Consider the following 20,310-nt stretch of genomic DNA (forward strand, 5'->3'; position numbering starts at 1 on the left):
CTCTTGCGCGTTGTAACGCCATACGGGAATCACCATGTTCAAGACACTCGACACGCTGCTGCGGGGGCTGGCTGGTCGCGAAGACCGCGTGGCCGAATTGCAGGCGGTGCTAACGGCCTGTCACGCACTGGGGCCGGACAACGGCGGCCAGGGCGAAATGGAAAAGGTGCGCTGCATCACCAACTGGCTCAAGGCCTGCGGTGTTACCGCCCTTTCACGCGTGGACGCGCCCGACCCCCGCGTAAGCGACGGCCAGCGGCCCAACCTTGTGGCGCGCATTCCCGGCAAAAGCAGCCGCACCCTGTGGCTTTTTGGCCACACCGATGTTGTGCCGCCTGGCGATCTTGATGCATGGACAAGCAACCCCTGGCAGGTGCGCCGCGACGGCGATTTTCTGTATGGCCGTGGCGTGGAAGACAACCAGCAGGCCATTGTAAGCATGCTGCTGCTGGCCGAAGAAGTGCTGCTCCACAACATCACCCCCGAACTTTCGCTGGGCCTTGTCTTTATGGCCGACGAAGAAACGGGCAGCATCTTTGGGCTGGAACATCTGCTCAACACTGCCCCGCACTTTTTCAACCCCGATGACCTGTACATTGTGCCCGACGCCGGTTCCACCAAGGGCGATGTGATCGAGATCGCAGAGAAAAGCCAGCTTTGGCTCAAGGTGCAGACCACGGGCATTCAGTGCCACGCCTCTACCCCGCAAAAGGGTCGCAACGCCTTTCTGGCTGCGGCAGACATGGCCCTGTCGTGCCACAACGCCCTGCGCGCGGCCTTTGGCGATGCCAACCCCCTGTTTGACCCGCCGCATTCCACCTTTGTGCCGGGCAAACACGAGGCCAACGTGCCCAATATCAACACCGTGCCCGGCAACGACGTTTTTTATGTGGACTGCCGCCTGCTGCCGCACGTTGAAATGGACAACGTGCTGGCCAAGATGCGCGAGGTGGCCGCAGAGGTAGCCGCGCGCCACTTTGTGCAGATCACCGTGAGCGTTGTGCAGCGGCAGGAAGCAACGGCCATTCCGCAAACAGGCACGGTGGTTACGGCTCTCAAGGCCGCCATCGCCCGTATCTATGGCATGGAGGCTCAGGCTGTGGGCATTGGCGGAGCCACCGTGGCCGCATTTTTGCGGCAAAAGGGGCTGCCCGCCGCCGTGTGGGCCTGCCTTGAAAATACCTGCCATCAACCGGACGAGCGCTCATCCATCACCGCCACCATCAAGGATGCGCAGGTGTTCGCCCATATTCTTATGAATACATCCCATGTCTGATTCCACATTTGACTGCATTGTCGCCGGGGGCGGCCACGCGGGCAGTGAAGCCGCCGTGGCCCTTGCCCGCATGGGGCACAAGGTGCTGCTTGTGAGCGGCAACCTTGACCGCCTTGGTTACCTTTCGTGCAACCCAGCCATCGGCGGCCTTGCCAAGGGCCACATGGTGCGCGAAATCGACGCCCTTGGCGGCATGATGGGCCTGTGGGCCGATGCGGCGGGCATACAGTTTCGCGTGCTCAACATGAGCAAGGGCCCCGCCGTGCGCGCCACACGCGCCCAGATCGACCGCGAGGCCTACCAGCGTGTGCTCAAAAAAACCCTGTACAACACGCCCGGCCTGCGCATCTGGCAGGATTCCGTCATTGAGGTTACCACTGATGATGGTCATGTTACCGGCGTGCGTACTGCGCAGGGGCTTGCCTTTGCGGCGCGGCACGTACTGCTGACCACCGGCACGTTTCTGGATGGCCGCATCCACATGGGCCTTACCAATCTGCCCGGCGGCCGCCTGGGTGATGCCCCGGCCCTGGGCCTGTCTGACAGCCTGCGCAGCCTGGGCCTGACCCTTGGGCGCCTCAAGACAGGCACAACTCCGCGCATTCTCAAATCGTCCATCGACTACTCAAAACTTGAGGAACAGCCAGGCGACACACCGCCCCCCGGCTTCAGCTTTCGCGGCCCCGGCCCGCAGCTTGAACAGGTTTCGTGCCATGTAACCTGGACAAACGACCGCGCCCACGAGATCATTCGCAGCGGTTTTGACCGCTCACCCATGTTTACCGGCGTCATCAAGGGCACGGGCGCACGCTACTGCCCCTCCATTGAAGACAAGGTTGCACGCTTTCCTCACCGCGAGCGCCACCAGATTTTTCTGGAACCAGAAGGCCTCAACAGCGCAGAGGTGTATGCCAACGGCATTCCCACCAGCCTGCCCCTTGATGTGCAGCTGGACATGGTACACGCCCTGCTAGGGCTGGAAAACGCCGTGGTGCTGCGCCCCGGCTACGCCATCGAATACGACTACGCCAACCCCATCCAGCTGCGCCCCACACTTGAAACCAAGGCCGTGCCCGGCCTGTGGCTGGCGGGGCAGATCAACGGAACATCCGGCTACGAAGAAGCCGCCGCCCAGGGCTTGTGGGCCGCGCTCAACATGTCGTGCTGCATGCGCGGGCTGGCCCCCTTTACGCCGGGGCGCGATCAGGCTTACATGGCTGTTCTTGTTGATGATCTTGTGACACTGGGAACCCAGGAGCCCTACCGCATGTTTACCTCGCGCGCCGAGCACAGGCTGCTGCTGCGCGAGGACAATGCCGATACGCGCCTGACACCGCTTGGCCGCGAACTGGGGCTTGTGGATGACGAACAATGGCGCATGTTTTGCATAAAAACGGAATCTGCCGAGCAATTCAGGGATTACCTAGGCAAAAAACGCATCCCTGGGCACAAGTTGCCCGAGAATGCGTCAGAATCCTGCCTGCCTGCGGGCAAAACCCTGGCAGAAGCCCTGAAGCGCCCCGACCTGGACCTTGATATTCTTGAGTCCATGCTGGCAGAAGCACCGCACGCGGCATTGACCGAGGCCGGGGCAGAACTGGCCGCCGCCAGGGCAAAGGCTGGTACGGGCGCGTGCGAAAGCGTGCAGATTGAGATCAAGTACGAAGGCTATCTGGTACGGCAGCGCGAGCTCATTGCCCGCTCGGCCCGACTGGAGGCAACATCCTTGCCCCCGCAACTCGATTATGCGAAGGTAGCGGGGTTGTCCCATGAAGTGGTGGAAAAACTCGACCGGGTGCGGCCATGCAGCCTCGGCCAGGCCGGGCGCATATCTGGCGTAACCCCTGCGGCAGTTGCCTGCCTGGAGGTTCACCTCCACAAACTTGGGCTGTTGCGTCCAGAGAAGCATGCCAGCGCCGCCGCGGCATCCCTGCCGTGATAGACAACGACATATAACTGTTGACACCGGTGGACATATGACGGGCACAGAGCTTCTTATTGTTGTCGGCTTATTGCTTGTGGCGCTCTGCGTCACGCTCGTCGTGGTCAAAGGCCGGGTGCAGAGCATCCGGCACGAGGCCAAGCGCGCGGGTATGATCCGCAGCATGCTTGAAACCGCGCAGGGACAAAACGAAATATTTGACCTCAACGTTGAGGAAAGGCACAGCCACAAGGGGCTGGCTGGCACGCTCACCAAGATTTTGCCCGCCACGCTTGAACTGGAAATTCTTTCCTACGCATCGCGCGAGCTTGAAGGAACAAAGGCAGAAGTCTATTTTCGGGCCATGCTGCCCGAAGGCCCCGCCTTTTTCAAATTTCAGTCTACCATACAGCAGGTAAAGGGCAGCTACGAAAAATCGTACATACTGCTCTCCATGCCCAAAGAAATAGACGCCGGGCAAAAACGTCACTTCATACGCGTCAAGCCGCCCAAAGACCTGGTGCGCGTTATCGGCGTGTGGGAGATGGACCCCGCCAAACCCATACCCCGCAACACCTGCGAGATAGGCAGGCCCCTGCTGCACTACAAGGCAGGCATGGAAAACGAGCTGGTTCAGGTGGCCGATATTTCTGCCACTGGCATGGCCCTGCGCTTTCCCGCCGAATCGGTCGAAGACAAGCCAGTTGACCTCGATAAAGGTTCACAGTTACTTTGTCTCATCATCTATCAGGTGAACAAGGAAGACCGTGTCGTAACCTTCTGGTGTACCTGCGATGTGCTCAACATCCGTATGCAGAAGGAGCCCGTTCCGGCCCTGGTTCTGGGTACGGAATTCAGCAACTGGGCAGTGCTGGAACAGGGCAAGTGTGATATCAACTGGTTTCACAGCACCCCCAAGAGCGGTGTTTCGCCCATTACCCAGTGGGTTATGCAAATGGATATCCAGCAGCGCAAGCTGACAGGATAGATGGAATTTTTTGCCGGAAGGCCTTGCCCCCGGCGCACGCGCACCGCGCATATTCGGCACGCCAACCTAGGAGGTTATTTTGGACGGCGGCACGGAAGGTCACAGTACCATCTGGTCGCGCCTGAGCAGACTGTTTGGGCACGACGATCAGGAATCCCTCGAAAAAGCAATTCTGGAAGCACGAGCCGACGGTGAGGTGGAACCCTACGAGGAATCCATGCTCCTTGGCATCCTGCGCTTCAACGATCTACAGGTGCAGGACACAATGATCCCCCGCACCGACATAGATTGTGTCCCCGACGACATGCCGCTTCAGGAAGTGGCACGCATCATTGTGCGCTCCGGGCATTCACGCATTCCCGTTTACAAGGACACCCGCGACAATATCGTGGGCATTCTGCACGCCAAGGACGTTCTGAGCAGCCTGCTCGACCAGGGCGACGACGCACCCTCGGTATCTGCTGTCATGCGCGAACCCTTCTTTGTGCCCGAAACCAAGTCCATACGCACCCTGCTGCAAGAGTTTCGCGCCCGCAAGCAGCACATTGCCATTGCCCTTGACGAATACGGCGGCACTTCTGGCCTCATCACCATTGAAGACGTGCTGGAAGAAATTGTGGGCGATATTGAAGACGAGCACGATGCGCCGCGTCAGGAAGACATTCGCCCCCTCGGCGAAAATGTTTACGAACTCACTGGCCGCGCCCTGCTGGAAGACCTGGAAGACCTTGGCGTTGACCTGGATTCGGACGAGGTTGATACCATTGGCGGCTACCTGAGCATGGAGGCGGGGCATGTTCCCGGCCCCGGCGAAAGGTTTACCCTGCGCGGCTGGGCCTTTACCGTGCTTGAAGCAGACAGGAAGCTCATTATCCGCCTGCGCATGGAGCCAGCCGATCACGCCGCCCCCGGAACAGAAGAGGAAGAAGCGGCCAAAGCATGAAGCTATCCCACCTGGAAGCCGCGAGGCCCTCGTTGCGCAGCTGGCTGTTGTGCCTTGCTGCCGCTGTGGGGCTGTGGCTGGGTTTTCCCAACGATTTCATGAGTTTTCCGCCGCTGGTGCTTGCATGGCCTGCGGCGCTTGCTCTGATTGGCCGCGAGGCCTCAAGCCGTGCCTCGGCCCTGCGCATGGGCTGGCTTGCCACCATTGCCGGGGGCATTGCCGCCCTCTACTGGCTGACACTGCCCGTACATAACGTGGGGGGCCTGCCCTGGCTGCTGGCCATTCCCTGCGCACTGTTCATTGTCACATGCATTGGCAGTGTGGGCGGTCTGTTTGCAGTGGCGGCCCACATGCTGCGCGCCCGCCCAGCCTGGGTTCAGGCCGTGCTGCTGGGGCTTTTTTGGTACATGCTGCAAACCGTCTACGCTTATGCGCTGGGTTTTCCCTGGCTTGACATGGCGGGGGCGCTTTCGCCCTGGCCAGTGCTGGTGCAGGCTGCGGATGTGGTGGGTGGCTATGCCCTTGCCGGCCTGTGGACCATGGCTGCCCTGCTGTGCTGCCTTGGTTTTGCCGATTCCGCACGGCGGTTTTGCCCCAACAGGGCAAGCCTGATACCCGGCCTGCTGCTGGCAGCTGTGCTTTTGGGCTACGGCGGCTGGCGGCTGTACGCCAACCCGCTCAACAGCAACCCCACTGGCCCCCAGAGCCTCGACGTGCTGTTTGTCGAAGGCAATGTGGACCAGAACCAGAAGTGGGTTCCGGCCTTTCAGCGGCAAACCGTAGACCTGTATCTGGGCCTCACCTATCAGGGGCTGGCAGAACACCCAGGGGCAAAACCCCTTATAATCTGGCCAGAAACGGCACTGCCCTTCTTTTTTGAAGCCAATGGCCTGCATTCTCCCCGCATTCGCGAGCTTGCCGCCCACAGCGCAAGCCCTGTGCTTTTTGGTGCGCCCGGCATGGAGCGCCGCCCCGGCAAGCGTGAGCCCGACGTGTTCAACCGGGCCTTTCTGCTGGGGCCCAACGGCGATACCGTGGGCTATTACGACAAGGAACACCTTGTTCCTTTTGGGGAATATCTGCCGGAGTGGCTCAACATGAGTTTTCTGGAGGCCCTGCTGCAAGGCGTGGGCGTGTACCAGACAGGTACGGCCATCGCTCCCCTGCGCCATGACAATCTTGCCCTGGGCATGCTCATCTGCTATGAGGGAATATTCCCTTGGCTTGCCCAGAACCGCGTGGCGGACGGGGCCAATATTCTTGTAGATATCAGCAATGACGGCTGGTTCGGCAATACTCCGGCTGCCCGCCAGCATCTCTATCTCACTGCCCTGCGGGCGGTGGAACAGAACCGCTGGATACTGCGCGGAACCAACACGGGCATTTCTGTGGTGGTAGACCCTCGTGGCCGCCTTGCCATGCAGGGGGGGCAGTTCAAGGCCCAGGCCGTGTGGGGCAAAGCCGCACTGACCACTGCGCCAAGCGTGTTCCACGTTGTTTCACCCTGGCTTTTGCCGCTTGCGGCAGCGGCCTTTTTGGGTCTGCTGCTTTTTGGCCCAGGGGGCAGCATTGCGCGGCGTATTGCCGCACCGCATCCCTGATGCGGCAAGGGCGCGCCCACCGGGCAGCTGGCCGTAACATATCGCACCGCCAAACCACGCTACACCTGTAAACAGTCACTTTTAACCCCTAGTACCCACAATGCTGCAACTCAGTGATCTGCGCGCCACCTGCCAGCCCCTTTCCCAACGTTTTGCCACCCTTTGGGGGCGTCTTTGACGTTGCCGCCAGCCAAAAGCGCCTGCAAGATATAGAACACGAAATTTCGCGCCCCGGCGCGTGGGACAATCCAGAGGCCCTGACCCCCGTTTTGCAGGAAAAACGCCGTCTTGAAGAAGAAATCGAGCGCCTTTCCCGCCTCAAGACCTGCCACGACGACATGAACGAGTGGCTGGCCCTGGCCTCTGAAAGCGAAGATCCCGAAGCCCTGGAATCTCTCGAACAGCAAACCCGCGACCTCGCCGCAATGCTGGACGAAACAGAACTTGTGATGCTGCTCTCTGCCGAAGAAGACAATCAGGATGCCATTCTTGAAATCCACCCCGGCGCTGGCGGTACCGAATCGCAAGACTGGGCCGAAATGCTGCTGCGCCTTTACACCCGCTGGGCCGCGCGCCACAAGTACAGCGTTGAAGAGCTGGACTATCTGCCCGGCGACGAAGCCGGGGTCAAAAGCGTAACCCTGCGCATTTCGGGCCCGCATGCCTTTGGTTTTCTTAAAAGCGAAAGGGGCATCCACCGGCTTATCCGCATTTCGCCCTTTGATTCTTCTGGCCGCCGCCACACCTCGTTTGCCTCGGTGGATGTCATCCCCGATGTTGGCAACGACATTGAACTGGACATCAAGGAAGCCGACATCCGGGTGGATATTTTCCGCTCCAGCGGCCCCGGCGGGCAGAGCGTCAATACCACCAGCTCGGCGGTACGCGTAACCCACATTCCCACGGGTGTTTCGGCCCAGTGCCAGAACGAAAAATCGCAGCACCACAACAAGGATGCCGCCATGCGCGTGCTGCGTGCGCGGCTCTATAATATTGAGCTGCAAAAGCGCGAGGCCGAGCGCCAGGCAGAATATGCCGGCAAGGATGCCATTGCCTTTGGCAGTCAGATACGCACTTACACCCTTCAGCCCTACCGGCTGGTCAAGGACCACCGCACCGGCTCAGAAGCAGGAGATGTGGAAGCCGTTTTGAACGGCCAAATCGACCAGTTCCAGCACGATTACCTGCTGCACCGCCATGAGCAACAACGCTGATTTTGACGCACTGGCCAGCGAGCTGCGCGCCCTGCGACAGGCAGACGGCACAGCCTCGCGTTCCGGCACGGAATCTGTGCTGGTGGCTCGTCTGCTGCCGGGTTTCAGCGTAACCAGGTGGCAGGAATTTTTGCGCCGCTACCCCACAGGCCGCTGGTGTGCCCTGCCCGCCGGGCCGGGCCTGCTGCCCGACATGGGCGGCGGCACTGGCAATGCGCCCGACCATCTTGCCCATCTGCTCATGGCAGAAATGTTTACCGTGCAGATACAGCGCGAACTGCTGCGCCTTTCCCGCACAGGCGGTGACCTTGCGCTGGTCGAGGCAGGCCTGTGCGACCGGGAACATCTTGAGGCACGGCTGGGCCTGCCCACGGTTCTGGCCCTTGAGGCCCGGCTTGTGGACTGCCTGCGCCAATGCCGCGAAGAATGCGACACCCTGGGCTGTACCGGGGCAGGGCGCTTTGCCCTGCTGCTGCCGGGGGTGGGCGTGCTGCGTGCCCGGCTGATGGGCGAACAGATACAAAAGATATTTGCTGTCCACGCGGCAGAAGTGACCGCAGGCTCAGGCAAGGGCAAAAATGCCGTCAAGGCCTTGTGCGCCCTGGGTATTGCCTGTGCAGACCAGGGGGGCCGACCGACCCCAGAGGCCCTGCTGGGCAAGGCCACGCAGGCCATGCATGAGGCCCTTGCACAAAAGCACGGGCATATTTGCGTTGCGGGCGGCGCTGCCCTTGAATCCAGAAACACGCTTGTACAATCCAGCGAAAAACGCTTTCTCTTCTTTGGGGGAAACTGATGGCCAATACGACATTGAGCATTGCCCTGCTGAGCGGCAAAGGCGGCGTGGGCAAAACAAACATGTCGCTCAATATAGCCTGCGCACTGCACCAGATGGGTTTTAAAACCCTGCTGATGGACTGCGATCTTGGCCTTGCCAACCTTGATGTGCTGCTTGGCATTACGCCCGAAGGCAATTTGCAGACCGCCCTTCTGGGCGAGGCCGACATCGCTGATGTGCTCTGCCAGATTGATGGCGAGAGCTTTGCCATGCTGCCCGCCGCATCTGGGGTTCCCGAACTTACCGAGCTGCAACCTGACGCGCGCGATCTGCTGCTTGCACGTCTTGAACCCGTGCTGCACAAGTACGACTTTGTTTTCATGGATATCGGCGCGGGCATTTCGGGCACGGTGCAGACCTTTGCCGCCATGGCATCGGTGCGCCTTGTTGTCATAACCCCCGAGCCGACATCGCTCACCGACAGCTACGCCCTCATCAAGGTGCTCAACAACCGCTATGGCCTGCGCGATTTCATGGTGCTGGTCAACCAGGCCACCTCGCAGGCCGAGGCAAAATCTTCGTTCGACAAACTGGCCGGAGCGTGCAAACATTTTTTGCATATCGAGCCGGTGCTGCTTGGTCATGTGCGCTCGGACAAAAAATTGCCCGAAGCCGTATGCCTGCAAAAACCGCTGATGATGCACGCCCCCGGCAGCCCAGCTGCCCACGATTTGCAGACTCTGGCCGGGCGCTTGCAGCGCATTCGCCTGGGAATGCTTGACTGGCTTGGGCCCCGCAACATATTGCAGCCCATGCAGGTTCAGGAGTAGTTTTTGCGCCAAACAGTTTACCTTGTCCGAAAAAAGGTATAAGGTTAAATTACTAATAAATGCCCCAGCTTGTCCCCCATTGGGCAAACATGTAACGCGGTCACGGAGGCATGATGAACAAGAGCGAGCTTATCAAGGCACTGGCCGACGAAACCAACATTCCTCTTGACGATGCGTCGCTGGTGGTAACCACCTTTTTTGACGCCATGAAAAAATCGCTGCTTTCTGGAGAGCGTATTGAAATACGCGGCTTCGGCAGCTTCAAAATCAAGGAGTACGAAGGCTACGCCGGCCGCAATCCTAAAACCGGCGAAAGCGTCGTAGTTGCCTCGAAACGCCTGCCCTTTTTCCGAGCGGGCAAGGAATTGAAAGAATTTATCAATCAGTAAGGCCTTAACGCTGCCGAACTGAGGCCCAGAGGGCCGCCCTGCCTGCGAAGGTCAATCCTTCGCGCGGGCTTTTGTTCGCTTTTTGCAGCGTGTGGACACACAGGAGCATGTAATGCAATTTTCAGGTGCATTGACCGCGCTTGTAACCCCGTTCAGAAACAACGAGCTGGACGAAGAAGCTTACCGCGCATTTATTGAACACCAGATCAGCGAGGGCATTCACGGTCTGGTTCCCTGCGGAACCACCGGCGAATCTGCCACCCTGACCCACGAAGAACACGAAAGAGTGATTGAAATCTGCATTGATCAGGTCAAGGGCCGCGTGGCCGTGCTGGCCGGTGCCGGTTCCAACAATACGGCGGAGGCCATCCGCCTGACCAAGTTTGCGAAAAAGGCGGGTGCCGACGGCGCACTGCTGATCACCCCCTACTACAACAAGCCCACGCAAGAGGGAATGTACCAGCATTTCAAGGCCATTGCCCAGGCTGTGGACATGCCGCTGGTGCCTTACAACGTGCCTGGCCGCACGGGCTGCACCCTGCTGCCCGCCACCCTGGCCCGCCTGGCCCACGATTTTTCAAACATCGTGGGTGTCAAGGAAGCCACCGGCGACATGATTCAGGGCAGCCGCGTGCTTGAAAGCTGCCCCGAAAACTTCAGCGTGCTTTCCGGCGACGACCTCACCGCCCTCTCCCTTATGGCGCTTGGCGGCACGGGTGTGATTTCCGTTACCTCCAACCTTGTGCCCGGTCGCGTGGCGGCCATGTGCAATGCTTTCAACAAGGGCGACCTCAAGGAAGCGGCGCGCATCCACCATTCGCTCTTTCCCCTGCACGAGGCCCTTTTCTTCGAGAGCAATCCCATTCCGGCCAAGACCGCCCTTGCGCTCATGGGCCGCATGGATGCCGAAGTGCGTCTGCCCCTCTGGGCCATGGCCCAGGATACCAAGCAGAAGCTTATTGAAGTGCTGCGCCAGCAAAACCTTATCTAGCGCCAGCCTGCTGCACAAAAACAGAGCCCCCGAACCGCACAGGTTCGGGGGCTTTTGCATTTGCGGCAGATGCTACAGGGCGGCTACGGCCTAGCCTCTTTCATCCTGGCCTGCTTCTGTAGCCTCGTCATCGTCTGCGGCTTCGTGCAGTATAGCCTCGTGCTGCGCTACGGCTGCATTTGCCACGGCAGCGTTTTTTGCTGCGGCACGGGCTTCATCGCTGCGGTCGTCGCCCTTGTGCTTGAGGCTTTCACCCTGATTGATAAAGTAGACCTGCTCGGCAATGTTGATGGAGCGCCGCCACACGCGCGTGAGCGAGCGGGCCACCAGTATGACGTGCATGGCCTGATAGGGCTCAAGGCTGGATTCCGGGTCGGAAAGGCCTTCCATAATTTCCTGAATGATGCGCACTTCGCTTTGCACGGCTTCTTCATCACCGCGCAGCATGTGCAGGGCTTCTTCTGCGTTGTTCTCCCGAAAAACGCGCACGGCCCTGTCAAAAGCATCGCTGGCTTTATAAAACATCTCGCGCACATGCGTAATAACGCCAAAGCCGGGTTTGTCCTGCATCAATATGGCCTGCTCGGCCATGCTCACGGCCTCGTCGCCGATGCGCTCAAGGTCAACAACCATGCGCAGGGCGCTGACCACAAAACGCAGATCTCTGGCCACGGGCTGTGTGCGGGCCAGCAGTTGCAGGGCCATCTCGTCTATTTCATTTTCAAGGGCGTCCACTGCGGCGTCATTCTCGATGACAGATGCTGCCCTGCCAGGGTCGCCTGCGGCCATGGCCTTGCCGGCGTCTTCAAGGGCAATGCCCACGCTGGCGCACATGACCAGCAGCCTGGTACGCAAAGACACGAGCAATTGTTGCAGATAATTGGCCTGTTGCTGCATGATCGTTCTCCCGGAACAACTACGCTTGAATGTAAAATTTTCGTTGCTTGCCATTTGCCCGGCACATCTGTGCCTGGCCCGGATGCGGCCCGTTTAGCCAAAGCGGCCTGTAATGTAGTCTTCTGTCTGCTTTTTGGCTGGCCGGGTAAACATCACATCGGTGGCATTGTGCTCGATGAGCCTGCCCATGTAGAAAAATGCCGTGTAGTCCGACACGCGGGCCGCCTGCTGCATGTTGTGCGTGACAATAATGATGGAGAGCGATTCGCGCAGCTCGCGTATGCTTTCTTCAATTTTTTGTGTGGCAATGGGATCAAGGGCGCTGGCTGGTTCGTCCATAAGCAGCACCTCTGGTTCCACCGCAAGAGCACGGGCAATACACAGGCGCTGCTGCTGCCCGCCAGAAAGGCCAAGGGCCGGGCCTTGCAGGCGATCCTTCACTTCTTCAAAAATGGCCGCACGGCGCAGCGAGAGTTCCACTTTTTCGGCTATAAGGCTTTCGTCGCGCAGGCCATTGACCCGCAGACCGTAGGCCACATTTTCGTAAATGGTTTTTGGAAAGGGGTTGGGTTTCTGAAAAACCATGCCCACACGACAGCGCAGCGAAACAACATCCGTATCGGGCCGGTTGACATCCTGCCCGTCCAACAGAATTTCGCCTTCGACGCGCGCGCCGGGAACCAGATCATTCATGCGGTTGAGGCAGCGCAAAAAGGTTGATTTGCCGCAGCCAGAAGGCCCAATGAGGGCTGTAACCCTACGCGGCTCAAAATTGAGACTCACCTCGTGCAGGGCCTTGTTTTGCCCATAGTACACACTGACGTTGCGTGCCAGCAGATGCTCGTTCATGAAAGTGCCGCTCCGTGGACGGAAGAAAGGGTGAAAACAAGGGCCGTGCTGCCATCCGGTGTGGGGCTTTCAGCCCTTATACGGCCGCCGTGCCGCTCAACTATGTGTTTGCAGATGGCCAGCCCCAGGCCGGTGGTGGCCTGCCCTCTGTGCCGCTCTACCTGATAGAAACGTTCAAAAACCCGTTCCAGGTCAGCCTTGGGAATACCGGGGCCGTCATCCACCACGCGGATGACAACATCGGGGCCGCTCTCGCGCGCGCTGATGCGCACACTGCTGCCCTCTGGTGCATAGCGCCCGGCATTTTCGATAAGATTTCTGAATACCTGTGACAGATGTGGCAGACTTGCCCGCACCCGGCAGGTTTCGGGAATATCTACCACAACCGAGCACTTGCGGCGTTCAAGAGCCTCGCGGCACATGCCAACCGCCTGCGACACTGCCTCGCGCGGGTCGATGGGGTTGAGTTCCAGGCTGCCGGTCTTGCCCTCAAGACGGGCGAGAGTGAGCAGATCTTCTACCATGCGGCTGAGGCTGACACCGTGCTTGAGAATGATCTCGCCAAAGCGGCGGCATTCGGGCGAAGCGTCCAGACTGATGAGCGTTTCTGCATAGCCCTGTATGGCCGTGAGCGGCGTGCGCAGCTCGTGCGACACATTGGCCACAAAGTCGCGCCGCACGCGCTCAAGCCGCATGAGCTCGGTAATGTCATGAAATACCGCCACCGCGCCGATGCCTGTCTGGCCGAGATGTTCAAGCCCGCTGGGGCGGGATATGCAAACCGACATGACCTGGCCGGAAGAAAGCTCCAGTTGCAGATAGCGCTGCTGACGGCAGCCAGCGTGCTCGTCACTGGCGGCAAGGCTGTCCCCTTCACCAGAGATTTCTCCCATACCGTTTGCAGCTGCATCCTTCTGGGCGGGGGCAGGGCACGCAGCCATGGCCGCATCCACCGCTGCCTGGAGCTGGGGTGAAGGTATGACCTCTACCACCTGTGCGCCCAGAGCCGACGCGGCAGCGGGAAATTCCCGAGCCAGCGCGCGGTTGCATCTGCGTATGCGCCCGTGCGGCCCCAAAACAAGCACGCCGTCGCTCATGGTTTCGAGTATGCTTTCAAGCTGTGCGGTCTGCTCTGCCGCCGTGCGCACATGGTCTTCGATATTTTCGGCCATGCGGTTCACGGATTCAGCCAGCGGGGCAAATTCCCTGCCGGGAATGCGACGCAGGCGCCGCTGAAAATTGCCCAGCGATATGGCTTCGACCACAGAGACCATCTGCGATAGCGAATTGCGCAATGCGCCAGAAAGCAGCCCCGCCAGCACCAGCGAAAGCACCAGGGTAACAATGGCAATTCTGGTAAAAACCGCCACGCGGCTTTCAATTTCTTGCTGCAAACTGGCCAGCGGCAGGGCAATGCGTAGCAGATGCCCATCGTTTATGCGCACCGAGGCATAGGCCATATCTGTGCCAAGCGTGCCGCTTGAACGGATGGAAAAGCCCTGCCCTTCACGCATGGCGGCCTGAACTTCTGGCCTGTCGGCATGGTTGTCGAGCTTTGACACCGGCTGCGCGCCTGGGGCTGTATCTGCCAGCACGTTGCCGCTGTTGTCGAGCAGCGAAAGGCGCTCTTGCGGCATGCGCAGTATGGTTGAGAGCTCGCGCACACCAGCCGGGCTTGGCCCTATCTTGTCAAGAATCGCAGCCGCCAGCGTGGTTTCGCGCAGCAGCCTCTCGCGGGCAGCGTCTACCTGGCTTTGCTCAAAGGAAGCCCTGCCGTAGTACACGGCTATTCCCGAAGCAATGAGTGCTGCCACAAGCACGCTGCAAAAAATTCGTGTTCTAAAGGAAAGCATGATTTTTCTCACTCGTAACATGCTGTCATGGCCGCCATACCCAGGCATGCGTCTGCCCCTCTGGGCGGCCTTGCTCCACTACACCAGATACGTCAGTCTTGCCGTTTATTCCTTGATGCGGTAGCCCACGCCGCGCACTGTTTCCAGCATGGGGGCCGCCTCGCCCAACTTGGCCCGCAGCCTGCGCACATGTGTATCCACTGTGCGGGCGTAGCCTTCAAAGGAATACCCCCACACGTTGTTGAGCAGCTGCTCACGGGTGCGTACCGACCCGGCGTGGCGCAACAGGTCTTCGAGCAGGCGAAATTCCGTAGCAGTAAGATTTAGCAGTTCGCCGCCCACCTCTGCGGAATGCGCCTCGGTTCGCACGCGAATGCCGTGACGCTCGAGCACGGGGCTTTCGGCTGTGCGCCCGCCGCGCCGCAACACGGCCTTGACCCGCAGCATCAGCTCACGCACGCTGAAGGGTTTGACCACATAGTCATCTGCCCCAAGGCTCAAGCCCACCACGCGGTCCACTTCTTCCCCTCTGGCCGTAAGCATAAGCACAGGAATGTGCGACGTTTCTGACTGCGCGCCCAGGCGGCGGCACACTTCAAATCCGTCCACTCCCGGCAGCATCACATCAAGCATGACCAAATCGGGCGTGTATTGCCGGGCCAGGGCCAATCCCTGCGTGCCATCGGCTGCTTCGTGTACCGTGAACCCCTCACGCTCCAGATTGAAACGCAAAAGTTCGCGAATGTCGGCTTCGTCTTCAACTATCAATATTTGCTGGCTCATATGTTTCACCTCTATGACGCAAGCAGAGTAAAACCACTTTGTGCGCCAAACTCATGGAGGGCATGTTACAATTGCGTGACGAAGATATTTTAAAATATTTCTTTATATTTTAATTGGTTAATCACGCAAGCCACAGCTTCACGCAGTCTTCTCCGTTTCGTCATATTTCTGTAACAGAGGAGGGCAAAAAGGGAAACGTACCGGGGAGCTACCCGGTATCAACCCAGACATATAGAGGAGAAACTCCATGACTATCGGAAAATTGTTCGCCACCGCACTTACGGTTCTGAGCCTCAGCGCTCCCGCCATGGCTGCCCAGCAGGTCGTCATCAATGGTTCCACCACGGTGCTGCCCGTTGTGCAAAAGGCTGGCGAATCCTTTATGGCCTCACACCCCGATGTGGAACTGAGCATCTCCGGCGGCGGTTCCGGCAACGGCATCAAGGCCCTCATTGAAAAACAGTGCGACATCGCCATGAGCTCGCGCGACATCAAGGAAAAAGAAGTTGACGCTGCCAAGAAAAACGGCGTGACCCCCAACCGCATTACCATTGCCGTGGATGCCATCGTGCCCGTGGTCAACCCCGCCAACCCCGTCACCGGCCTCACTTCTGCCCAGCTGCGCGACATTTACAGCGGCAAGATCACCAACTGGAAAGAAGTGGGCGGCGCCGACGGCAAGATCGTTGTTATCTCGCGCGACACCTCTTCTGGTACGTTTGAATGCTGGCAGGAACTGATCATGAAGGAAGAACGCGTGAGCCCCGCTGCCCTTATGCAGGCCTCCAACGGCGCGGTGGTGCAGACCATTTCCAAGAACAAGAACGCTCTTGGCTATGTGGGCCTTGGCTACATGGACAAGTCCACCAAGGGCCTCAAGGTCAATGACGTGACCGCCACCGCCCAGACCGCTCTTTCCAAGCAGTGGCCCATCGCGCGTGAACTTTTTGTGTTCACCAACGGTGCTCCTGCCGGTGGTGCCAAGGCATTTGTGGAATATCTGCTGGACCCCGGCAAGGGCCAGAAGGACGTGCTTGAAGTGGGTTATGTGCCCCTGGGCAAGTAGGTAGCAGGCTACCACCATACACCCACAGCATCGGCGGAGCGGACGGCTACGGGCCGCCCGCAACCGCCGGGGAGAAAGCGCAATGCGCTCCAGAGATATCAAGGAAAAATCGGTGCGGGTCACCCTTACCGCCCTGGCAGGCAGCTCTCTGCTGGCCCTGGCCGGTATTGTTATTTTTCTCTTTATGGAAGGCCTGCCGCTGTTCAGCGAGTATTCCTTCTTCAATTTTCTGTTCGGCAGCCTGTGGTATCCTACTGAGGAACCGGGCCTGTTTGGCATTTTTCCCCTGCTTGTAGCCTCGCTGGCGGTAACGGTGCTCTCATCGCTGCTGGCTGTGCCCATGGGCGTGCTGACGGCGGTCTACCTGACAGAAATTGCCCACCCCACGGTGCGGCGTGTCATCAAGCCCTTTGTGGAGCTGCTGGCCGCCCTGCCCTCAGTTGTGCTGGGTTTTTTGGGCATGGTGGTGCTTGCGCCCTTTTTGCAGGATTTTCTGGATGCCGATTCGGGGCTCAATCTGCTCAACGCCTCGCTGGTGCTGGCGCTCATGAGTGTGCCGACCATCTGCTCTGTTTCGGAAGACGCCCTGTTTGGCGTGCCGCGCGATCTGCGCGAGGCCTCGCTGGCCCTGGGCGCAACACGCTGGCAAACCACTGTGCGGGTGGTTATACCCGCAGCGCTTTCGGGCATTGGCACGGCGGTGATGCTTGGCATGTCGCGCGCCATTGGTGAAACCATGGTTGTGCTCATGGTGGCGGGCGGTGCTGGCATCATACCCACTTCGCTGCTGGCCCCGGTGCGCCCCATGCCAGCCAGTATTGCCGCAGAAATGGCCGAAGCGGCCTTTCGCAGCGAGCACTACCACGCCCTGTTCGCCATCGGCATTGTACTCTTTTTCCTGACATTGGCCTTCAATCTGGCCGCCGGATACATTGCCGAAAAGCACCGCCAGGTTGGAACATCCAGCCTCTAGGCCGTGTGCAGGCACAGTAATGAGCACTAAGCAGCACGCAGTTTGAAGCCAGCTTACACGAGGAATAATTCATGTCAGCCACAAGTCGCCTCACCCCAGTTGCCACCGAAGGGCCCAATATCAAGCTTGCACCGCGCCCGCTTGAACAGGACCTCCTGAACCACGATGCAGCCCCCTCGGTAACGGAGGGTGTGCGCATGCAGTTTGCCAGCGGCAGGGGACGTACCCAATATCAGACATTCATGTTCTGGCTGCTGCGGGCCGTGGCCGCCTGTAATGTTATGGCACTGCTGGCCGTATGCGCGTTTTTGTTCCAGAACGGACTGCCAGCCCTGAGCTGGTCATTTTTGACAGAAGCCCCCCGGCAGATGATGACCAAGGGTGGCATATTGCCCTGCATAATCGGCACGGCCATTCTTTCGCTTGGTTCGCTGCTTATTGCCTTTCCCCTGGGCGTGTCCTCGGCGGTGTATCTGAATGAATACGCCAAGCGCAACGCCTTTGCCCGCTTTGTGCGTCTTGGGGTAAACAATCTGGCTGGTGTGCCTTCTGTGGTTTTTGGCCTGTTCGGCCTTTCATTTTTTGTTACTTTTTGCGGGTTTGGGGTAAGCATTCTTTCTGGCGTGCTCACCCTTGCTGTGCTGACCCTGCCGGTGATTATCGGCACGGCAGAAGAAGCGCTGCGCAACGTGCCCGATACCTACCGTGAAGCCTCGCTTGCGCTGGGTGCTACCAAATCGCAGACCATTGCCCGCGTTATTCTGCCCTGCGCACTGCCCGGCATGCTGACAGGTGCCATTCTTGGCGTGGCCCGCGCTGCGGGCGAAACAGCCGCCATCATGTTCACGGCTTCGGTATTTTACACGCCCAAGGGGCCAGATTCCATCTTCAGCCCGGTCATGGCCCTGCCCTACCACATGTATGTGCTTGCCACTGCCGGTACGGAAATAGACAAAACCCGCCCCCTGCAATACGGCACAGGCCTTGTACTGCTGTTGCTGGTGCTGGGCATGAACCTGATCGCCATTATTTTGCGCGACAGGCTTCAGAAGCGCCGCTGATATCTCAACACCCTCCTGCCTCCTTCTCCAAAATCCCTCTCATCTTCCTCTCTCTGCCAGGGCCCGCGCAAGCGGGCTCTGCCTGCTTTGGCCGTGTTGCAGGCAGCGGCAAGGCGTGCTGCTTCAGGTGTGGATAACATGTCCCGTGCCTCGCCCCGCGCACAGATCATCCTGCTCACGGGGTACTGGCCAGCATGCAAGCCCGGCAATGCTCCGAGTCTGCCTCCCTCGTGGCTCCTTTTGCAGCCTGTGATGAGGCAACAAATGCAAAAAGGGAGGCCCGAAGGCCTCCCTTTGAATGCGTATACTGTCGTGCGAGACGACTGACGCCTGAATTAGAACGTGTACGCGAAGACCACTTTGGCGGAGTACATGTCCTGCTTCTGGAAGGAGGTAGGATTCTGGGCCTTCTTCCAGGTGCTGTTGTCCATGCAGTTGACCAGGTAGTCCAACTCCAGGTTCATTTCCAGGTTTTCGTAGATCTTGTAGGAGTTCACAAGGTTGAATTCCACAAGGCCGTCCTTGGTGGTCATGTAAGGAACCGTGGCACCCACACCGTTGGTCCACGAGTAGGCGTTGGGCATGTACTTGACCATGGAGGTGCTGTTGGTGCCGCCCCAGTAAGCCAGACGGAAGGTGTGCTTGAGATCCTGCAGGAAGCTCATGTCCTTCAGCTGGGCGCCAATGCCCCAGGTACCGGCGTAGTCAACACCGTAGTCCTGACGCAGCCAGCCCATGTTGCCATCGCCCATGTAGGAGGTCATGCTGCCATTGGGCACAACGGAAGGCATGCGTTCGGAACCGTTCTTCACGCTGCTGTCATCGCCAGAGGCGTACCAGCCGAACAGACCGGGGGTGGCCCAATCCATCTTGTATTCAACAAGAGCCTTGGCCAGCCAGCCCTTACGTTCGGTGCTGCCGCGCACAGTGGGGCCATTCTGGCCTTTCTGCACGTTGTAACGGCCCATGCCTTCCACATACCCGTAGTTGATGTCCAGTTCGATGTTGAAAGGATCGAACATGGTCACAGCCAGGGGCAGACCAGCCCAGAACATGTTGCCATAGGCCTTGCTGGTGCCGCCAAGACGACCGGTGGCCATGGCAGCAGAATAGGGAAGAAGCGTCTGGGCAGGATTGCCGTCAGCGGTGATCAAGCCGTAAGCATTACCATTGGCGGTGGTGAAGGTGTTCTTGCCAGCCGCACCGTACATAACCCAGGGGGTCAGGTTCACGCCGTCAAAGGTCAGGGGAGCCATCAGGCCGAACAGATCCATGTTGTCCAGATAGCCCTGGGGATTACCACGATAACGGGCGTCACCACCGGGAAAGTTGTCGTTGAAGGGGCGAGCCCAGAAAGCGGAGAGGCTGACGTTGTCGTTGAACTTGTACGAAGTCACAACAGCGGCCACGTCGGTATCCATAACAGCAGAGCCGCCAGCCACGTTGGGCAGCAGCATGGCCTGAATACCCATGCGCACCTTGGCATCGGTCTGGGGAATGGCCCAGTCGATGTAGGCGTTCTTTACCTTAACAACCTGACCGTCGGCACCAAGAGCTGCACCAGAGCCGTTCACGCCCTGGCCCCACCTCTGATTGCCAATTTCAAAATACACGGTGCCGGACAGGGCTTCAGAAGCCACGGCGTCCAACTGCAAGCGCACGCGCTGCTGAGCGGCGAAGGTGTCGCTGTTGTCGGCCTTGGTTTTGTTGCCGTTCAGCGAGGTCTTGCTGGTCAGGCTTTCGTTACCCACGCCAAAGCCCATCAACCAGGCACCCTTGGCCTTGAAATCAATGGCGCTGGCACCGGTGGCCGCGCCGAACACCAGGCCAGCGGCCAGGATAAGCGTACAAATGCGTTTCATAAATCCCTTCCTCTCGTTTTTTCCCACAGGGTTAA

Annotated in this window: 18 protein-coding genes; 13 read left to right on the top strand and 5 right to left on the bottom strand. The window is 59.2% G+C overall.

Annotated features, from left to right (window positions below; genetic code table 11):
* Positions 1-34 precede the first annotated feature (34 nt).
* From ACE3NW_RS08540 to dapA, 10 genes are all read left to right on the top strand, one after another.
* Positions 35-1,276: a M20 family metallo-hydrolase gene (locus ACE3NW_RS08540; protein ID WP_374282398.1), complete on the top strand. Its 1,242-nt coding sequence runs from the start codon at positions 35-37 to the stop codon at positions 1,274-1,276.
* Complete coding sequence (gene mnmG, locus ACE3NW_RS08545) at positions 1,269-3,215, top strand: tRNA uridine-5-carboxymethylaminomethyl(34) synthesis enzyme MnmG (RefSeq protein ID WP_374282400.1); 1,947 nt, start codon at positions 1,269-1,271, stop codon at positions 3,213-3,215. Before ACE3NW_RS08540 ends, mnmG begins: the two co-directional genes overlap by 8 nt.
* A gap of 37 nt (positions 3,216-3,252) precedes the next feature.
* On the top strand, positions 3,253-4,185 hold the full coding sequence (locus ACE3NW_RS08550) for a hypothetical protein (protein WP_374282402.1): 933 nt from the start codon (positions 3,253-3,255) through the stop codon (positions 4,183-4,185).
* Between the two features lie 79 nt (positions 4,186-4,264).
* The gene (locus ACE3NW_RS08555; protein ID WP_374282404.1) at positions 4,265-5,128 is read left to right on the top strand and encodes a hemolysin family protein; all 864 of its coding nucleotides are present in this window, start codon (positions 4,265-4,267) and stop codon (positions 5,126-5,128) included.
* On the top strand, positions 5,125-6,729 hold the full coding sequence (gene lnt, locus ACE3NW_RS08560; protein ID WP_374282406.1) for an apolipoprotein N-acyltransferase: 1,605 nt from the start codon (positions 5,125-5,127) through the stop codon (positions 6,727-6,729). The genes ACE3NW_RS08555 and lnt overlap by 4 nt, the downstream gene beginning before the upstream one ends.
* 100 nt (positions 6,730-6,829) lie before the next feature.
* A protein-coding gene (gene prfB / locus ACE3NW_RS08565; RefSeq protein WP_374282408.1) for a peptide chain release factor 2 occupies positions 6,830-7,943 on the top strand; the annotation gives its coding sequence in 2 pieces (ribosomal slippage) (positions 6,830-6,904 and positions 6,906-7,943; 1,113 coding nt in all).
* Positions 7,927-8,739, top strand: coding sequence for a GGDEF domain-containing protein (locus ACE3NW_RS08570; RefSeq protein WP_374282410.1), 813 nt, complete (start codon positions 7,927-7,929; stop codon positions 8,737-8,739). The genes prfB and ACE3NW_RS08570 overlap by 17 nt, the downstream gene beginning before the upstream one ends.
* The gene (locus ACE3NW_RS08575; protein ID WP_374282412.1) at positions 8,739-9,551 is read left to right on the top strand and encodes a MinD/ParA family protein; all 813 of its coding nucleotides are present in this window, start codon (positions 8,739-8,741) and stop codon (positions 9,549-9,551) included. The genes ACE3NW_RS08570 and ACE3NW_RS08575 overlap by 1 nt, the downstream gene beginning before the upstream one ends.
* Positions 9,552-9,664: 113 nt before the next feature.
* On the top strand, positions 9,665-9,940 hold the full coding sequence (locus tag ACE3NW_RS08580) for an HU family DNA-binding protein (RefSeq protein ID WP_291332992.1): 276 nt from the start codon (positions 9,665-9,667) through the stop codon (positions 9,938-9,940).
* A gap of 112 nt (positions 9,941-10,052) precedes the next feature.
* Complete coding sequence (gene dapA / locus ACE3NW_RS08585) at positions 10,053-10,931, top strand: 4-hydroxy-tetrahydrodipicolinate synthase (RefSeq protein WP_374282415.1); 879 nt, start codon at positions 10,053-10,055, stop codon at positions 10,929-10,931.
* Positions 10,932-11,021: 90 nt separating this feature from the next.
* On the opposite strand, the gene phoU is transcribed toward dapA, so the two are convergent.
* The 4 genes from phoU to ACE3NW_RS08605 all read right to left on the bottom strand — a co-directional run bounded on the left by phoU (position 11,022) and on the right by ACE3NW_RS08605 (position 15,313).
* Entirely contained in the window at positions 11,022-11,828 is an 807-nt protein-coding gene (gene phoU / locus ACE3NW_RS08590) for a phosphate signaling complex protein PhoU (protein ID WP_374282417.1), read from the bottom strand.
* Between the two features lie 93 nt (positions 11,829-11,921).
* The gene (pstB, locus tag ACE3NW_RS08595) at positions 11,922-12,677 is read right to left on the bottom strand and encodes a phosphate ABC transporter ATP-binding protein PstB (RefSeq protein WP_374282419.1); all 756 of its coding nucleotides are present in this window, start codon (positions 12,675-12,677) and stop codon (positions 11,922-11,924) included.
* Positions 12,674-14,530 carry an ATP-binding protein gene (locus ACE3NW_RS08600; RefSeq protein ID WP_374282421.1) on the bottom strand — a complete coding sequence of 619 codons (1,857 nt, stop codon included), beginning with the start codon at positions 14,528-14,530 and terminating at the stop codon, positions 12,674-12,676. Before ACE3NW_RS08600 ends, pstB begins: the two co-directional genes overlap by 4 nt.
* A 105-nt stretch (positions 14,531-14,635) precedes the next feature.
* The gene (locus ACE3NW_RS08605; RefSeq protein WP_374282423.1) at positions 14,636-15,313 is read right to left on the bottom strand and encodes a response regulator; all 678 of its coding nucleotides are present in this window, start codon (positions 15,311-15,313) and stop codon (positions 14,636-14,638) included.
* Positions 15,314-15,560: 247 nt separating this feature from the next.
* Between ACE3NW_RS08605 and ACE3NW_RS08610 the strand changes: the two genes are divergently transcribed.
* The 3 genes from ACE3NW_RS08610 (at position 15,561) to pstA (ending at position 18,413) form a co-directional block, all read left to right on the top strand.
* Positions 15,561-16,379, top strand: coding sequence for a PstS family phosphate ABC transporter substrate-binding protein (locus tag ACE3NW_RS08610; RefSeq protein WP_374282425.1), 819 nt, complete (start codon positions 15,561-15,563; stop codon positions 16,377-16,379).
* An 82-nt stretch (positions 16,380-16,461) separates the two neighbouring features.
* Entirely contained in the window at positions 16,462-17,352 is an 891-nt protein-coding gene (gene pstC / locus ACE3NW_RS08615) for a phosphate ABC transporter permease subunit PstC (RefSeq protein ID WP_374282427.1), read from the top strand.
* A gap of 242 nt (positions 17,353-17,594) precedes the next feature.
* Positions 17,595-18,413 (top strand): phosphate ABC transporter permease PstA, encoded by an 819-nt coding sequence (gene pstA, locus ACE3NW_RS08620; RefSeq protein ID WP_374282453.1) that lies wholly within the window; start codon positions 17,595-17,597, stop codon positions 18,411-18,413.
* Between the two features lie 335 nt (positions 18,414-18,748).
* Here the strand turns inward: pstA and ACE3NW_RS08625 are convergent, their stop codons facing one another.
* Positions 18,749-20,275 carry an outer membrane homotrimeric porin gene (locus ACE3NW_RS08625; RefSeq protein WP_374282429.1) on the bottom strand — a complete coding sequence of 509 codons (1,527 nt, stop codon included), beginning with the start codon at positions 20,273-20,275 and terminating at the stop codon, positions 18,749-18,751.
* Positions 20,276-20,310 lie beyond the last annotated feature (35 nt).

The organism is Desulfovibrio sp., assembly GCF_041907885.1.
Taxonomy (GTDB): Bacteria; Desulfobacterota; Desulfovibrionia; order Desulfovibrionales; family Desulfovibrionaceae; genus Desulfovibrio.

Excerpts from the sequence above, each read along its gene's own strand:
- dapA (WP_374282415.1), top strand. The coding sequence starts at position 10,053 with ATGCAATTTTCAGGTGCATTGACCGCGCTTGTAACCCCGTTCAGAAAC.
- ACE3NW_RS08610 (WP_374282425.1), top strand. The coding sequence starts at position 15,561 with ATGACTATCGGAAAATTGTTCGCCACCGCACTTACGGTTCTGAGCCTC.
- pstA (WP_374282453.1), top strand. The coding sequence starts at position 17,595 with ATGTTCTGGCTGCTGCGGGCCGTGGCCGCCTGTAATGTTATGGCACTG.
- ACE3NW_RS08575 (WP_374282412.1), top strand. The coding sequence starts at position 8,739 with ATGGCCAATACGACATTGAGCATTGCCCTGCTGAGCGGCAAAGGCGGC.
- ACE3NW_RS08580 (WP_291332992.1), top strand. The coding sequence starts at position 9,665 with ATGAACAAGAGCGAGCTTATCAAGGCACTGGCCGACGAAACCAACATT.
- pstB (WP_374282419.1), bottom strand. The coding sequence starts at position 12,677 with ATGAACGAGCATCTGCTGGCACGCAACGTCAGTGTGTACTATGGGCAA.
- ACE3NW_RS08550 (WP_374282402.1), top strand. The coding sequence starts at position 3,253 with ATGACGGGCACAGAGCTTCTTATTGTTGTCGGCTTATTGCTTGTGGCG.
- mnmG (WP_374282400.1), top strand. The coding sequence starts at position 1,269 with ATGTCTGATTCCACATTTGACTGCATTGTCGCCGGGGGCGGCCACGCG.
- ACE3NW_RS08625 (WP_374282429.1), bottom strand. The coding sequence starts at position 20,275 with ATGAAACGCATTTGTACGCTTATCCTGGCCGCTGGCCTGGTGTTCGGC.
- lnt (WP_374282406.1), top strand. The coding sequence starts at position 5,125 with ATGAAGCTATCCCACCTGGAAGCCGCGAGGCCCTCGTTGCGCAGCTGG.
- phoU (WP_374282417.1), bottom strand. The coding sequence starts at position 11,828 with ATGCAGCAACAGGCCAATTATCTGCAACAATTGCTCGTGTCTTTGCGT.
- ACE3NW_RS08600 (WP_374282421.1), bottom strand. The coding sequence starts at position 14,530 with ATGCTTTCCTTTAGAACACGAATTTTTTGCAGCGTGCTTGTGGCAGCA.
- ACE3NW_RS08605 (WP_374282423.1), bottom strand. The coding sequence starts at position 15,313 with ATGAGCCAGCAAATATTGATAGTTGAAGACGAAGCCGACATTCGCGAA.
- pstC (WP_374282427.1), top strand. The coding sequence starts at position 16,462 with ATGCGCTCCAGAGATATCAAGGAAAAATCGGTGCGGGTCACCCTTACC.
- ACE3NW_RS08570 (WP_374282410.1), top strand. The coding sequence starts at position 7,927 with ATGAGCAACAACGCTGATTTTGACGCACTGGCCAGCGAGCTGCGCGCC.
- ACE3NW_RS08540 (WP_374282398.1), top strand. The coding sequence starts at position 35 with ATGTTCAAGACACTCGACACGCTGCTGCGGGGGCTGGCTGGTCGCGAA.